This window comes from Paraliobacillus sp. X-1268 (assembly GCF_003426095.1).
Taxonomy (GTDB): domain Bacteria; phylum Bacillota; class Bacilli; order Bacillales; family Amphibacillaceae; genus Paraliobacillus_A; species Paraliobacillus_A zengyii.
On record NZ_QJSK01000001.1, the window covers coordinates 157154 to 171792 of the forward strand.

General features: G+C 34.2%; 16 protein-coding genes and 1 other RNA gene. 13 read left to right on the forward strand and 4 right to left on the reverse strand.

The features are described 5' to 3' along the window. Positions 1-15: 15 nt before the first annotated feature. From asnS to D2K62_RS00870, 4 genes are all read left to right on the forward strand, one after another. Complete coding sequence (asnS, locus tag D2K62_RS00855) at positions 16-1308, forward strand: asparagine--tRNA ligase (RefSeq protein ID WP_117160742.1); 1293 nt, start codon at positions 16-18, stop codon at positions 1306-1308. A 97-nt stretch (positions 1309-1405) separates the two neighbouring features. Beyond that, positions 1406-2098, forward strand: coding sequence for a DnaD domain-containing protein (locus D2K62_RS00860; RefSeq protein ID WP_117160743.1), 693 nt, complete (start codon positions 1406-1408; stop codon positions 2096-2098). A 14-nt stretch (positions 2099-2112) separates the two neighbouring features. Further along, on the forward strand, positions 2113-2781 hold the full coding sequence (nth, locus tag D2K62_RS00865) for an endonuclease III (protein WP_117148820.1): 669 nt from the start codon (positions 2113-2115) through the stop codon (positions 2779-2781). 13 nt (positions 2782-2794) lie between these two features. Continuing rightward, positions 2795-3112, forward strand: coding sequence for a YpoC family protein (locus D2K62_RS00870; protein ID WP_157967829.1), 318 nt, complete (start codon positions 2795-2797; stop codon positions 3110-3112). A gap of 31 nt (positions 3113-3143) precedes the next feature. On the opposite strand, the gene D2K62_RS00875 is transcribed toward D2K62_RS00870, so the two are convergent. Together D2K62_RS00875 and recU are read right to left on the reverse strand one after the other, a co-directional pair. Beyond that, entirely contained in the window at positions 3144-5669 is a 2526-nt protein-coding gene (locus D2K62_RS00875; RefSeq protein WP_117160745.1) for a transglycosylase domain-containing protein, read from the reverse strand. Positions 5670-5687: 18 nt separating this feature from the next. Further along, positions 5688-6278, reverse strand: coding sequence for a Holliday junction resolvase RecU (recU, locus tag D2K62_RS00880; RefSeq protein ID WP_117148818.1), 591 nt, complete (start codon positions 6276-6278; stop codon positions 5688-5690). Positions 6279-6593: 315 nt separating this feature from the next. On the opposite strand from recU, the gene D2K62_RS00885 reads away from it, so the two are divergent. The 9 genes from D2K62_RS00885 (at position 6594) to D2K62_RS00925 (ending at position 12439) form a co-directional block, all read left to right on the forward strand. After that, positions 6594-6905 (forward strand): hypothetical protein, encoded by a 312-nt coding sequence (locus D2K62_RS00885; RefSeq protein ID WP_117160746.1) that lies wholly within the window; start codon positions 6594-6596, stop codon positions 6903-6905. 34 nt (positions 6906-6939) lie between these two features. Continuing rightward, complete coding sequence (locus tag D2K62_RS00890) at positions 6940-7290, forward strand: DUF1798 family protein (RefSeq protein ID WP_117160747.1); 351 nt, start codon at positions 6940-6942, stop codon at positions 7288-7290. A 49-nt stretch (positions 7291-7339) separates the two neighbouring features. Next, complete coding sequence (locus tag D2K62_RS00895) at positions 7340-7735, forward strand: cytidine deaminase (protein ID WP_117160748.1); 396 nt, start codon at positions 7340-7342, stop codon at positions 7733-7735. A gap of 134 nt (positions 7736-7869) precedes the next feature. Then, a complete protein-coding gene (locus D2K62_RS00900; protein ID WP_112181148.1) occupies positions 7870-8166 on the forward strand; it encodes a CotD family spore coat protein in 297 nt (98 codons plus the stop codon). Between the two features lie 71 nt (positions 8167-8237). Then, the gene (locus D2K62_RS00905) at positions 8238-8807 is read left to right on the forward strand and encodes an SLOG family protein (RefSeq protein WP_369974614.1); all 570 of its coding nucleotides are present in this window, start codon (positions 8238-8240) and stop codon (positions 8805-8807) included. 60 nt (positions 8808-8867) lie between these two features. Further along, positions 8868-9170, forward strand: coding sequence for a cell division regulator GpsB (gene gpsB / locus D2K62_RS00910; protein ID WP_117160749.1), 303 nt, complete (start codon positions 8868-8870; stop codon positions 9168-9170). Between the two features lie 131 nt (positions 9171-9301). Further along, positions 9302-9690, forward strand: an RNA gene (gene rnpB / locus D2K62_RS00915) — RNase P RNA component class B. Between the two features lie 101 nt (positions 9691-9791). Then, complete coding sequence (locus D2K62_RS00920) at positions 9792-10925, forward strand: THUMP domain-containing class I SAM-dependent RNA methyltransferase (RefSeq protein ID WP_117160750.1); 1134 nt, start codon at positions 9792-9794, stop codon at positions 10923-10925. A 14-nt stretch (positions 10926-10939) separates the two neighbouring features. Next, entirely contained in the window at positions 10940-12439 is a 1500-nt protein-coding gene (locus tag D2K62_RS00925) for a carboxypeptidase M32 (protein ID WP_117160751.1), read from the forward strand. 242 nt (positions 12440-12681) lie between these two features. Here D2K62_RS00925 and D2K62_RS00930 read toward each other — a convergent pair whose 3' ends face one another. Together D2K62_RS00930 and D2K62_RS00935 are read right to left on the reverse strand one after the other, a co-directional pair. Then, the gene (locus D2K62_RS00930; RefSeq protein ID WP_117160752.1) at positions 12682-13986 is read right to left on the reverse strand and encodes an MFS transporter; all 1305 of its coding nucleotides are present in this window, start codon (positions 13984-13986) and stop codon (positions 12682-12684) included. Positions 13987-14012: 26 nt separating this feature from the next. Next, positions 14013-14570 carry a winged helix-turn-helix domain-containing protein gene (locus D2K62_RS00935; RefSeq protein ID WP_112181133.1) on the reverse strand — a complete coding sequence of 186 codons (558 nt, stop codon included), beginning with the start codon at positions 14568-14570 and terminating at the stop codon, positions 14013-14015. Between the last annotated feature and the right edge of the window lie 69 nt (positions 14571-14639).

The window sequence follows — 14639 nt, forward strand, 5'->3', positions numbered from 1 at the left end:
TTGGAGGAATTAAGGATGAAAACAACAATAGATCAAGTAGCAAAACATGTAGGGGAAGAAGTGAGAATTGGCACATGGTTAGCCAATAAAAGATCAAGTGGTAAAATTGCTTTTCTTCAACTTAGAGATGGAACAGGTTTTATCCAAGGTGTCGTTGCAAAAGCTGACGTAGAAGAGGAAATCTTTCAATTGGCTAAAAATATAACGCAAGAAACATCATTGTATGTTACTGGGACTGTTGTAGAAGATACACGTTCAGCGTTTGGTTATGAACTACAAGTCAAAGAAATTGAAATTATTCATGCTGCAGTTGATTTTCCGATAACACCAAAAGAGCATGGTACTGAGTTTTTAATGGATCATCGTCATTTATGGTTACGTTCTAAAAAACAGCATGCAATTATGAAAATCCGTAACGAAATAATTCGTGCAACTTACCAATTTTTCAATGAAAATGGCTATATGAAAATTGATCCACCGATTTTAACTGGAGCTGCTGCAGAAGGTACGACAGAATTGTTTCACACACAATACTTCGATGAAGAGGCATATCTTTCACAAAGTGGCCAATTATACATGGAAGCAGCAGCAATGGCGTTTGGTAAAGTATTTTCTTTTGGACCAACTTTCAGAGCAGAAAAGTCTAAAACACGAAGACATTTAATTGAGTTCTGGATGATTGAACCAGAAATGGCATTTATGAATCATGAGGAAAGTTTAGAAGTTCAAGAAAATTATGTTAGTTATTTAGCGCAAGCAGTTTTAGATAATTGTCAATTAGAATTAAAAACACTTGAACGTGATGTATCTAAATTAGAAAAAATTAAAGCGCCATTTCCACGGATTACATATGATAAAGCGTTGGAACTCCTTAAAGAAAAAGGTTTCACAGATATTGAGTGGGGCGAAGATTTTGGATCTCCTCATGAAACTGCGATTGCAGAAAGTTTTGACTTACCAGTATTTATTACGAATTACCCAGCCGACATTAAAGCCTTCTACATGAAGCCTGATCCAAATCGGCCAGAAGTAGTCTTATGTGCTGACTTGATTGCACCAGAAGGCTATGGTGAGGTTATAGGTGGATCACAAAGAATAGATGACTTGGAATTATTGAAGCAGCGTTATGATGAACATAAATTATCAGGTGATGCTTACAAATGGTATTTAGAATTGCGTCAATTTGGAAGTGTTCCACATGCAGGATTCGGATTAGGTTTAGAAAGAACGGTTGCATGGTTCTCAGGTGTTGAACACGTACGTGAGACAATTCCTTTTCCACGTCTGTTAAATCGACTATATCCATAATACGTTTATTTAATGTAGAACCCTTGACATATTTGATGTTGTCAGGGGTTTTACTATCAATTTCTAAAGATGTTCAGACTATTTTGAGGTGACTTACATGAAAAATAAACATTCTTATCAAACCTTTTTGAGGGATCAATTAACGATTCCTGCAAAACTATTAGGAGAATATCATACACTTGGATTAACAGAAAAAGATGTCATTGTTCTTTTGCAAATTCATCGCTTTAGTATATCTGCGGTTTATTTTCCAACACCTGATGAAATAGCTGACTGTGTCTCGTTTGATCAACAAGAGTGTTCGACGATATTACGCAAATTAATACAAAAAAATATGTTAGCAATTGAACAAAATGAAGCAGAACAAGTTTTGATGGGTGAACAATATTCCCTCGAACCTTTGTGGGAGAAGTTATATCAGGAAGCTCCACCAAAAAAAGATGACACGGATCATGAGCTTGCAATGAATATCTTTCTTTTATTTGAACAAGAATTCGGACGAGCATTATCACCATTTGAAATTGAGACGATTAATATTTGGATTGATGAAGATGAACAAAAACCTGCACTTATTAAAGCAGCCTTACGTGAAGCTGTATTAATGAGTAAACTCAATTTTAAATATATAGATCGAATCTTACGAGAGTGGAAGAAGAAAGGAATTCGATCTGTTGAACAATCAAGAGAACAGAGTAAATCATTCCATAGTAATCAATCAAATTCAAACTTAGAACGAGAAGAGCCAAAACGGGATGTCTCCTTGTATTACAATTGGTTAGAAGATGAATAAGGAGAGAAAGTATTATGCTTAATAAAAAAGACATTGCTTACGTTTTAGATAGTTTAAAGGAAATGTATCCAAACGCAGAATGTGAACTCGTGCATAAAAATCCATTTGAACTTGTAATTGCTGTTCTTTTATCAGCGCAGTGTACAGATAATTTGGTTAATAAAGTAACTAAAAATCTCTTCCAAAAATACCAAACTCCGGAAGATTTTTTAGCTGTAACAGTTGAAGAATTAGAGCAAGATATACGATCTATTGGTTTATATCGTAATAAAGCAAAAAATATACAAAAGCTTTGCCAATCATTATTGGATAACTTTAATGGAGAGGTTCCAGAAAGTAAAGCAGATTTAGAAACATTAGCTGGTGTTGGCCGTAAAACAGCAAATGTTGTTGCATCAGTAGCTTTTAAAGAACCAGCAATTGCTGTAGATACACATGTTGAACGTGTATCTAAACGATTGGCTTTGTGTCGTTGGAAAGATTCTGTCTTAGAAGTGGAGAAGACATTAATGCGCAAGGTCCCCAAAGAGGAGTGGAGTGATACACACCACCGCATGATTTTCTTTGGTCGCTATCATTGTAAAGCAAGAAATCCTAATTGTCCTGCATGCCCCTTGTTAACTATTTGTCGAGAAGGTAAGAAAAGAATGAAACAAAAGGAACGTGAGGAATATGCAAACTGAAGGGATAGAATTGATGAACGAATGGAAAGGTAAATCAGGATATATTTCAAATCTATTTCATGAAAGAAAAATTCAAGAAGCTTCTTTTCCTATGCAACAGTCTATTAAAAACTATATTCACTTGTTATTTTTATTAAATAAAGAGAAGTGGGATGAAGAACTAGATGGTGTTGACAAACTGGAAAATTTCACCTACAAACCATTAAATATAAAAGAAAGAATTCAATTTATACAGTCATACCCACATCAATATCACTCTTATATTCATTTGAATGAATTGTATAAAGAAGCAGAGAAACTGTATGCAAAAGCGGAAATATTAGAGCAATAAAAAAAGGCAGCAGATGCTGCCTTTTTGTCTACTATTCTTCTGTCGTTTCTTCATCTTCTTCTGGTGGAGTAACTACAGGAGTTTCTGGATCTTCTGTCGTTTCTTCATCTTCGGTCGAATCATCACTAGCTGGATCGTCTTGTTCTTCACTATTTTCATCAGTATCTTCAGGTTCTGCGGGTTCCTCGGGTTCTTCCGTTTCCTCAGGCTCCACAGGTTCTTCTTCTTCTATTTCTTCTTCAGGTTCTTCTTCTTCAACTTCTTCCTCTGGAACAGTGACTTCAACAGTTTTTACTTCACTTACATTACTTTCATCAGTATTACTGATCGCAATAACTTCAATGGTGTAAGAAGTGCCTCTTTCCACGTTACTTATTTCAAGTTCGTTATTATCAGTAGTTGTACTATTTGAACCGGTACTAACTTGGAATGTAACATCTTCGTCACCATTATAACTCCAGGAGACATCAATCAGATTCGATTCTTCATCATAACTTGCACGTAAGCTTGAAACAGGATCAATTTGTTCAAACTTTTCGGATGTCGCTTCTGGTTCATAACCTTTTTTAAATAATTCAGTAACTATCTGTGATGACGGGGTGTATGAACTTGCTAATTTAGCAGGGTTTGAACCTTTTTCAACCTTCACTTCAACAACAGAACTAGGTCTCTCAAAGTCCGGTGTCTCAACGCCTGCTGATATAGTTGACATAACATGATTAAATAAATTTTGTGAAATCTTTGTATCAGGTACTGCTCTTTCATTACCTTCTGGGTAACCAGACCATACAGAAACAGTGTAATTTGTGCTATAACCTGCAAACCAAATATCTGCATCGTTATCAGTTGTTCCCGTTTTCCCTGCCATTGGAATACTAGATACATTTGCAACTGTACCTGTACCACTTTGAACTACCGATTTCAACATATCTGTTATCATGTAAGCAGTTGAGTCAGACATAGCAGCTACTGGCTCTGATTTCAAATCTTCTGAGCTACCGTCATCATAAACAATCTTTGTTACAGCATATGGTTCATTGTAAATACCTTCATTACCAAATGCACTATAAGCTCCAGCCATTACTAGTGGAGTGACATCTGATTCAGCTCCTCCAATCGCCTCTGTAATACCTAAATTATTTTCATCATAATTAAAACCTAAACCATTCGCGAAATCTGCTGCTTGTGACGTACCAACTTCATCTAACGTTTTAACGGCAGGAACATTAAGTGACCATTGGAGGGCATATCGAATGCTCATCCATCCTTGGAATTGATTATTCCAGTTATTAATCGTATCCCCAGCTTCATTTCCAATTTCATAAGGTGCATCATCATTTATTTGTTGGTATGTTGACCAATTTAGATATTCAATTGCAGGTCCATAATCAAGTATAGGTTTAATTGCTGAACCAGCTTGTCGACCATCACCTTGAAAAGCGTAATTCCAACCATTATTATTTTCACGATTTCTTCCACCACCAATAGCTCGAATAGCACCAGTATTGGTAGCTGTTACAACAATACCTGATTGTAACTCGTCATCCGGAAAGTCAATAGGGTTATCATCTGAATTAGATAAGACCAATTCAACTTCTTCCTGCGCAACGGGATCAAGTGTAGTGTAAACTTGTAAACCATCTGTATAAATATTTGCACCTGTTTTTTCTTCCACTTCATCGGCTACTTTTTGTATAAAAGCTTGATACGGTGTTTCTTGTTCTACCGAAACATTTAATATATCTTCTACATTAACAGCTTTCGCTTCTTCCGCTTCTGCTTCTGTAATCTTACCGTGTCTTACCATTAAAGTTAAAACAGTTTCCATTCTTTCTTGGGTTAAATCAGGATTAACTGTTGGATCGTATGCAGAAGGTCGTTGTGGTAAACCAGCTAAAATAGCAGATTCTGCAAGCGTTAATTCTGATAAATCCGTTTTACTAAAATACGTATTTGCCGCTGTTGCAACACCATAAGCACCAGAGCCATAATAGATTTTATTTAGATACATTTCAAGTATTTCTTCTTTTGAATATTCACGATCTAATTGAATCGCTATCCATTGTTCTTGTACTTTTCTTTTTATTGTTTTATCAGTAGATAGAAATGAATCTTTTACTACCTGTTGTGTAATTGTACTTGCACCTTCGGAACCAAATCCATCCGTGAAATTGGCTAAAACTGCTGCGCCAATCCTTCTTAAATCAATACCAGAATGTTCAAAGAAACGGACATCCTCTGTTGCTAATACCGCATCAATTAATGTATCTGGTAGATCTATATAACTAATTTTTGTTCGCTTTTCAGTACCTAGATCCGCATATAATTCTTCATCCATATCATAAATTTTTGAAGAAGCAGGATCTGAAAGTAATGCACCATCTAAGTTAGGCGCAGTGGCAACATAATAAGTGAATAACCCACCAATTCCGATAACAGATGCTAAAAATACAATGCCTATGACTAGCAATGTTTTTTTGAATATAGATTTATTTTTCTTTTTTGATTGATTTTGTTGTTTTCTTCTTGCTGCTCGAGATTGGCTATCATTTGCCATAACTCATCTTCCTCCGTTCTAAAAGTAAAGCTGGTCAATAATTTTTAAATAATCTATTCGTGCTTGGAAAGCTATTGGGATTTCAACACCAGCTTCCTTAATCTCTTGATAGGGAATAGATTTTTTTCCACCATTAGATTGACGATCCCAATAAGGGAAAAGTTTCATTGCTGGTAGAAAAAAAGTTTGATCATATACAGCAAATCGAATTAATAGAAAACAAATACCACCATGATCGATAATTGTTCTCATATGATCTATTTGATGATCATGAATATTGCTAAGAGGAAACGATGTTTTATTTTTCGTTTCTTTTGCCTCAAAGTCAATGTACTTGGATCGATATATGCCATTATAGTCAGTGGTGGAAGCCTGTTTAAAATAACCTTCCTTGATTACTGCTGCACTTCGCTTCGGATAATCCACTTTGACAATTTGCACTGGCGTGGGTTTCTTATGAATGACTGCTTGATTCGTGATACGGTAGTAGTCGTTTGTATCATTAATGTCATCTTCTAACGTCATTCCACGATTACTAAAGCTTGTCTTATTTTTATTAGTAGTAAGTTTAGACTGGGAGGAAGCTTTACTCCCATTCGGGTAATTCATGCTATTTATTCCTCCTGCTAGAAAGTATCATACCAAATAAGTACTCAAATTGAGTATAAAAGTGTCTTTTTTTACAAAAATGTGTGCAAATACCTATTTTTGATAGGGAAGATCAAAGCTTTATCTTATTATAATTGTTTTTCACTATTTTTACAAAAACAAGCTAATCTATTTATAGAATGATTCAGATAAAAAAATAAGATTTTTTGCACTAAATATGTATGTTTTCTTCTAGTTTTGTCAACTGTGCAGGGTTATTTCATTCGATAGAGAATCTTTAAAACAATGCAAACTTAAACTAGAGGAGTGATCGATTTGGGACAAAAATTAGTCAATCAAATGAATGGTGTATCAAAACAAGCATATAATCAATCCTATACAAAACTTATCGAAACTATTCGTTTAATGGATCAACGCATTAGTTCTAAGGCTGATGATGTTGTGTTAACAATGGTATTGGCTCATCGTGGTGAAATTGAAAATTTACAACAGGAAGTGAATCGTATTCATAAGATAGTAGAAGATTTGCAACAAACGCATGCAGATAATGTCCATTCCATTCCTTTAAAGAGACAGAAAAGAAATAAAAATTGGGTTAAATTACTCCCATTTGTGCAAAAATCATGATAAAGTAAGAAGGTAGTGGATTGGAGCGATAAGAATGAATTTAAAAGAAACAACCATTCAATTAAAAAAAGAATTAGAATTGTTGAAGTCAAATTATCTTGAACAAGAGAAACCAGCACATAAACGCGACAAAGACTTTTTCCTTTTTGTAAAAGAAAAGACAAATCCCGTGTTTCAATTAAATGAATCATGGGAAACTCTTGCAGCTGAGCATGTTAAAAACAGAAATGTTCGTGTACATCCACAGCAAGTGGCATCGACAAGAGAGAATATGGATCTATTATTAATGCATAGTTATTACATAGATGTAAAAAGAAAAAGATATATGGAATTGTACCAATCCGTACAATACGTATGCGATTTAATATTAGAAGATTTTCAATAAAGAATATTCTGTTCTAATTTACATAAAAAAGTGAGAGAAGGGTTCCTGTATGGATAAAGAAGCATTAATTGAAAGTGCAAAGGAAGCTAGAAAAAAAGCATATATACCGTATTCTAAATTTGCAGTTGGTGCAGCCTTAGAAACAAAGTCTGGGAAAGTCTATTTAGGTTGTAATATTGAAAATGCTGCTTATCCTGTAAGCTTGTGTGCAGAGAGAGTAGCAATATTTAAAGCAATTTCAGAAGGAGAAACGGAATTCAAACAATTAGCGGTTGTTGCGGATACAGATAGAGCAATATCCCCTTGTGGATCATGTCGACAAGTGATGAGTGAATTTTTTAATCAAGATGTCTCTGTGCATATTACGAATTTAAAAAATGATTTAAAGACAGTAACAATTGATCAATTATTACCGTACTCTTTTCAAGCTACAGATATGAAATAAAGAAAGTTTAAAAAACTAGGACATTGACTCAGACAATTATCTCAATCCTAACATAGGTTAATAGGGAATCAATCATTACTTTGTATTTAGAGAATGATTGTTAACTGTTAAACAATTGGAGAGGAGATAATTTTATGAGACATCACAAACCTTTTTATGGTAATCAAGCTTGTGGGCCAACGGAAACTATTGTTTGCCCTACTACGTGTAATGAGGTAAATACTGCTAGTCAGAGTAATGTACAGTATATTCATCCATCACATACGGTGGTAAAAAATCATCATTTAGTGAAAAATACGCATATTTACCCGCATTCAACATCATTTCAGAATTCTGTGAATAGTGTTAACGTATATGGAGGCGCACCGCAAGTACCTGCTCCGCCAGCACCAACAGTGAATCAACCACCAAGACCAGGATTTTGGAGATAATAGAATCAACTATGTACCATAAAAAAAGCTGGAGCTTCCAGCTTTTTTTATGAAAAAAGGAAAGATGATCTATGATAAAGATATTAACTATTACAGGTTATAAATCATTTGAAATAAATATTTATAATAGTGATGATCAGAAAATTAGCTTTATAAAAAAGGCAATAAAAAAAAGACTTATTTCTCTTATTGAGGAAGGGTTAGAATGGGTCATTGTTTCCGGTCAAATGGGTGTAGAATTATGGGCAGCTGAGGTAATTATGGATTTACAGGATACATATGATATAAAACTAGCTGTTATTCCACCATTTGATAATCAAGAATCTCGTTGGCCTGAGCCATATAAAGAGGCTTATCAGCAAGTTATCATCCAAGCTGACTTTTTTGAACTACTTTACCAAAGCGATTATAAAGGACCCCATCAATTTAAGGCGAAAAACAAATGGCTTTTAGAAAAAAGTCAAGCAAGCCTTATACTTGTTGATGAAGAAAATCCAGGCAGTGTAAAGTTCTTTTTAGAAGAAGCGAAGAAAAAACATAACCAGACTGACTATCCAATATACTACATAACACCATTTGATTTAGATGATATTGTACAAGAATGGCTTGAAAATAATCCTGATTTACCAAACAGTGATTGACATTTGTCGAGAAATTTGAAAAAATAGGGTCAGAGCTTTGGAAAATACGAGGTGAATAAAATGACAGAAGAAGTTAATCAATTGAAAACAAAAGATATTTTAGATAAAGATTTTAAAACGTCAATGCGCGGATATAACCAAGAAGAAGTAGATGAGTTTTTGGATGTAATCATTCAAGACTATGAGCGGTTTGCAAATGAGATTGCCAAACTAAGACAAGAAAATGATCGTATTAAAAAACAAACACCAGATCAAACTAGAACGAGACCATCAACTTCAAACCATCAAGTCAATTATGATATTTTAAAACGTTTATCTAATTTAGAGAAGTCTGTATTTGGTAAGAAATACGCAGATTCTTAATGTTTATGCATTTACCGTAAATTACCACAACATTAGAATGAAAAAGTATGGTATACTAGTTTAGTTGTCGCAATGAAATACTGGGTCGGCAATAATAATGCATAAATTGAATTAAAATAATTATAAGATGAATGTTTTAGTAATCGCTGCACATATTATGATGTGTAGAGGAAAGTCCATGCTCACACAAACTGAGATGTTTGTAGTGTTCGTGCTTGATGAAGACATAAATCAAGGTAACCTATATGGTTAACGGCAGGATAAGCACCTACGTCTATTTAAATAGATATGGTGTGATGTCCTTTAAAGTGCCACAGTGACGTAATCAGGCTGGAAACAGTCTGAGTGGAACGGGTAAACCCCATGAGTGAGAAACCCAAATTTTGGTAGGGGCATCTTGGATTAGGGAATTCAACCGAAACAAGGACAAGCTTGATTGCTTGTAGATAGATGATTACTACTTGTGCACGAGGCTGACCACCGTTTGTAGTGCAAATAGTACAGAACATGGCTTACAAAACATTCATTGGTCTATTAAATAAGATGTATTGCCCTTCCTAAACTAATTGTTAATTGGTGTTTGGAAGGGTTTTTATTTTGGATAGGAAGGGATTAAAAATAATGACACAAACAGTTAAATTAATAGCAACAGCTGCAATGGGACTTGAGTCAGTAGTTGCAAATGAAGTCAAAGCGTTAGGATACACAGAGGTACAAGTCGAGAATGGAAAAGTAATATTTGAAGCGGATATTAGTGCAATCCCACGTTGTAATTTGTGGTTGCGTACGGCTGATCGATTAAAAGTCGTTATTGGCCAGTTTTATGCAAAAACGTTTGATGATCTTTTTGAAGCAACAAAAGCATTAGAGTGGGATCAGTACATACCTGAAAACGGAAAATTTCCTGTTATAGGAAAGTCGCATAAATCAACACTGTTCAGTGTCTCTGATTGCCAAGCAATTGTTAAAAAGGCAATCGTTGAAAAGCTAAAGAATAAGTACTCAATAGCAGATCGCATTCCAGAAACAGATGGCTTATATCGTGTTGAAGTTGCGATATTAAAAGATCTCGTTACCTTGACAATTGACGCTACTGGTGCTGGCTTACATAAACGCGGTTACCGAACAGGTCAAGGGGAAGCGCCATTAAAAGAAACGTTAGCAGCCGCGCTTGTGCAATTAACAAATTGGAAACCAGATTATCCCTTAGTTGACTTATTCTGTGGTTCTGGTACGATTTTAATTGAAGCAGCTTTAATAGGACAAAATATTGCGCCTGGATTTAATCGTTCATTCGCATCTGAAGAATGGCCTCTTATTCAGCGTAAAATATGGGATAAGGCATTTGAAGAAGCGGAAGATCTTGCTAATTATGACCAAGTATTAGATATTACTGGCACTGATATTGATCACAAAATGATCCAAATTGCACAAAATAATGCAACAGAAGCAGGGTTAGCAGATTTAATTGATTGGAAACAGATGCAAGCAAAGGATTTTAATCCTAAACGGGCGAATGGTTACTTGATATCAAATCCACCATACGGTGAACGTATTGGCGATCAAGAGGAAGTTAGACATACCTATCAACAAGTAGGAGAAGTGATGCGATCAAATCCTTCTTGGAGTTCTTATGTCTTAACATCTGATGAAAAGTTTGAAGCCATGTATGGTAAAAAGGCAACAAAAAAACGCAAATTATTTAATGGCTTTATTAAAGTGGATTATTATCAATACTTTGGTAAAAGAATGTAATAAGGAGTGATAAAATGCAAACTCTAGAACAATTAGAACAAGAATTCAAAGAATTGTTAAAAGATCAAGATGCGTATCGTGAAGCATTAGCATTAGTTCAGTGGGATTTGAGGACGAAAATTCCTGAAAAGGGAGCTGAACAACGATCAGAAGTAATTGGTTTTTTGTCACAGAAAATGCACCAACTAGCAACTTCTGATCAAATGAAGCGTTTAATTGATCAGTTAAAGGATAAAACAAGTAATACCCTGTTACAAAAGTCAGTGGAAGAATGTGAAGTTGAATATAAACGTAATATCAAAATTCCTGATGCTGAATATAAAGCATTTGTTACACTTCGTTCTAAATCAGAATCTGTTTGGCAAAAAGCAAGAGAAGAAAATGATTTCAGTCTACTTCAACCTTATTTAGAAGAACTTGTATCTTATAATAAAAAGTTTGCCACTTATTGGGGCTATCAAGATAATAAATATGATGGCTTATTAGACTTATATGAACCAGGAATGACTACAGAGATTTTAGATAACGTATTTGCACAAGTTAGGACAGGTTTAACAAAGCTTGTGCAGCAAATTAGTGAAGCAAAAGTACAACCAGACGCGAATTTGTTGACACATCACTTTCCAAAAGATGATCAGAAGAATTTTAGTTTAGATATACTAAAGAAGATGGGTTATGACTTTAATGCTGGAAGATTAGATGAAACAATTCATCCATTTGCAATTGGAATAAATCCGAATGATGTGCGTGTAACGACTCGTTATGACGAAAATGATTTCCGCATGGCCGTTTTTGGTACCATTCATGAGGGTGGACATGCCTTATATGAACAAAACATCTCTGCGTCACTTGCACAAACACCAATGGCTAGTGGAACTTCTATGGGCATACATGAGTCACAATCTTTATTCTGGGAAAACTTCATTGGAAGAAGCGAAGCGTTTTGGAAAGAGCATTTTGATTTATTCCATAGCTATGCACCAGCTGCTTTTCATACACTTGATTTTTCTGACTTTTATACAGCAATCAATGAAGTGAAACCTTCTTATATCCGAATCGAGGCGGATGAATTAACATACTGCTTACATATTATGATTCGCTATGAATTAGAAAAAGCACTAATTGATGGGGAATTAGCTGTAAAGGACTTGCCTGAAGCTTGGAATCAAAAGATGGAAGATTATTTAGGAATTAGACCTAACTCTGACCAAGAAGGCGTTTTACAAGATATTCATTGGTCTGCTGGAGACTTCGGATATTTCCCATCTTATGCATTAGGTTACATGTATGCTGCACAATTTAACAATCAATTGTCAAAAGAGATGAATATCGAAGAAATAATAAATTCAGGCGATTTTTCTCCAATAAAGAATTGGCTTACGCGTCACATTCATCAGCATGGTAAAATGAAAAAGCCACTTGAAATCATTAAAGAAGTCACCAATGAACCTTTGAATGCAAACTATTTGTTGGACTATTTAACAGATAAATACACAAAAATATACGATCTATAACAGTAACTGTGCAACTGCTTTTTTCTAAAATATTTGCAAACTTATTGGTTAGCAAATGAATATGAATAATTTACATGCCTTTAGACTGTCATATGGAGGAGATCAATTCAATCAGGGAAAACATTGCCCCGTTAGAATATGATCTCTTTTTATTTTATAAGAGGAAGAGGTTGTAGGACTATTGAGTTTTTTACCATAGATGGAAATACGAAGTAAGAGAAAAGAGGTCATTTTTTCAATGGTTACTCACGCCCTCCAAATACATTTGTATGATTTCTTGTTTCTTTTTCCATAGTATCTACATCTATTAATTCTCTAGGTATATTAAAATCTGTAAAACGAATGATTTCACTATTAGGAAGATTCCTAAGTTTTTTATTTAATAACCATGTTAACCCAACTGCTAAATAGCCAATAGCTGATAAGGAAAGAATTAATCGGCTATCATGATACCTTACAAGTAATCCTCCAGCTAAAGAACCTAAGGGCATAGCAATTGCACAAAAACTAGCAATAACAGTGTTGGTTCTTCCAATAATTGACAAAGGAATAACGGATTGCATGATGGAACCGATAATGATATTCGCAGCTCCTACTGGTATCCAGGATAACGTAAATAATAAAAGAAAGACGTAAAAGTTCATATAAGGAGCAATGCCCCATAGAATAAAAGCTAAAATAAAGGAGGAGGCAATAAATAATCCAATTGGAACTTTATTCAGCTTAGTACTAATTAATGCCCCTAAAACAGTACCCACAGATATAGCTGTTAATATAAAGCCATATTTTTCTTCTCCGCCAAGTGAGTTTGCATAAATAGGTAATATGGCATACATAATTCCTAAACAAAAATTACTAATCGTATTTGCTATTAGAAAAATCCATATCATAGATGTAAAAACAATTTTTAACCCCATTTTCATTTCTAATCGATAATTTTTTAAACTAAACTTTTCTACTTTTATAGTATCTGAAGATGTGTTTTTTAGTTTTATTAAAGAAAATGTAAGTGCAGCTAGAGTAAAGATAACCGAATCAACTAAATATAAAGTCGCGAATCCTAAAATGGCTAATAAGATACCAGCCAATGCATTTAGGACAATATCGGCTGATTGATTCGCCATAGCTAACAAAGAATTTCCTTTAATAAGTTTATTTTTAGGTAGAATAATAGGAAGAGCTTTTAGTTGTACAGGATACCCAAGTTCTGCAACGATTGCTGCAACAAAAACAATGGGCAACAAGTTAAAAATAGTTAATAATTGCATATAATAGAGAATAGGGATTAAGAGAATCAAAGCCGCTTGAATCAGTTGAGTAAATATAAGAACAGGCTTAATATTCCAGCGATCAACTAAAGGTCCCCATAAGAATTGTAAGGTTTTAGGTATCAAAATCACAGCACTTGTTACACCTACGTAAAACGGATCATCTGTTATTGTAGCTGCTAACCAAGTGGTTGTTATGTAATAAATACTATCTCCCGCATTTGTAATTAAACGGCCCCAAAAAAGAGAAAGAAAGTTTTTGTTTTTTAACACATCCATCTTTTATCTATCCCTTCTTTAAGTCTCTATTCAAAGACCTTATTTTCTAATTCTATTGCAATCGTATTGATATAAAAAGTATGATTGTCATCATCGCTTTTCATTTGCTCTAATTCTTCTATGAGTTGATTATATTTCTCCTTCCACATATGAAATTGTTTAGTTGAACAGTTGATTTGTACAGTTTGAGCCATACTGGTTTCTTCTGTTACTAAATGACTATTTTTAGAAACGATTTTTTTAGTGTTTTCAAGTTGTTGTACAATAAGAGAATTATAGACATGTTCTGCATTTTCCTTTGATAGAGGTATTAACTCTTTATCTATCTTAAAGCCTTTATGTGTTGCTCTATAATATTTATGAATATTACCTTTTACTTCTTCTTTTCTTACAATGGCAATCATGTTTTGTTTTTCTAATTCTTTTAAATGATAAAAAACTTTAGCTTTTTCTAATCCAATCTCTTTGCTAATTTCTGTGACAGTCCATTCTTTTTCAATTAACATGATAACGATTTGTACTCTTAAAGGATCAGAAATAGTTTTAAGTTGCGTATAATTTTTTATTACATATCTTTCTAACATGTTTATTCCTCTTTTCTCTTTATGGTTAAAAAATATTAACCGTTTAAAATAGATTAACACGCGTCGTGA

Coding starts and splice junctions, on each gene's coding strand:
- D2K62_RS00925 (WP_117160751.1), top strand. CDS start 10,940: ATGCAAACTCTAGAACAATTAGAACAAGAATTCAAAGAATTGTTAAAA.
- D2K62_RS00870 (WP_157967829.1), top strand. CDS start 2,795: ATGAACGAATGGAAAGGTAAATCAGGATATATTTCAAATCTATTTCAT.
- asnS (WP_117160742.1), top strand. CDS start 16: ATGAAAACAACAATAGATCAAGTAGCAAAACATGTAGGGGAAGAAGTG.
- D2K62_RS00935 (WP_112181133.1), bottom strand. CDS start 14,570: ATGTTAGAAAGATATGTAATAAAAAATTATACGCAACTTAAAACTATT.
- recU (WP_117148818.1), bottom strand. CDS start 6,278: ATGAATTACCCGAATGGGAGTAAAGCTTCCTCCCAGTCTAAACTTACT.
- D2K62_RS00895 (WP_117160748.1), top strand. CDS start 7,340: ATGGATAAAGAAGCATTAATTGAAAGTGCAAAGGAAGCTAGAAAAAAA.
- gpsB (WP_117160749.1), top strand. CDS start 8,868: ATGACAGAAGAAGTTAATCAATTGAAAACAAAAGATATTTTAGATAAA.
- nth (WP_117148820.1), top strand. CDS start 2,113: ATGCTTAATAAAAAAGACATTGCTTACGTTTTAGATAGTTTAAAGGAA.
- D2K62_RS00890 (WP_117160747.1), top strand. CDS start 6,940: ATGAATTTAAAAGAAACAACCATTCAATTAAAAAAAGAATTAGAATTG.
- D2K62_RS00905 (WP_369974614.1), top strand. CDS start 8,238: ATGATAAAGATATTAACTATTACAGGTTATAAATCATTTGAAATAAAT.
- D2K62_RS00920 (WP_117160750.1), top strand. CDS start 9,792: ATGACACAAACAGTTAAATTAATAGCAACAGCTGCAATGGGACTTGAG.
- D2K62_RS00875 (WP_117160745.1), bottom strand. CDS start 5,669: ATGGCAAATGATAGCCAATCTCGAGCAGCAAGAAGAAAACAACAAAAT.
- D2K62_RS00900 (WP_112181148.1), top strand. CDS start 7,870: ATGAGACATCACAAACCTTTTTATGGTAATCAAGCTTGTGGGCCAACG.
- D2K62_RS00860 (WP_117160743.1), top strand. CDS start 1,406: ATGAAAAATAAACATTCTTATCAAACCTTTTTGAGGGATCAATTAACG.
- D2K62_RS00930 (WP_117160752.1), bottom strand. CDS start 13,986: ATGGATGTGTTAAAAAACAAAAACTTTCTTTCTCTTTTTTGGGGCCGT.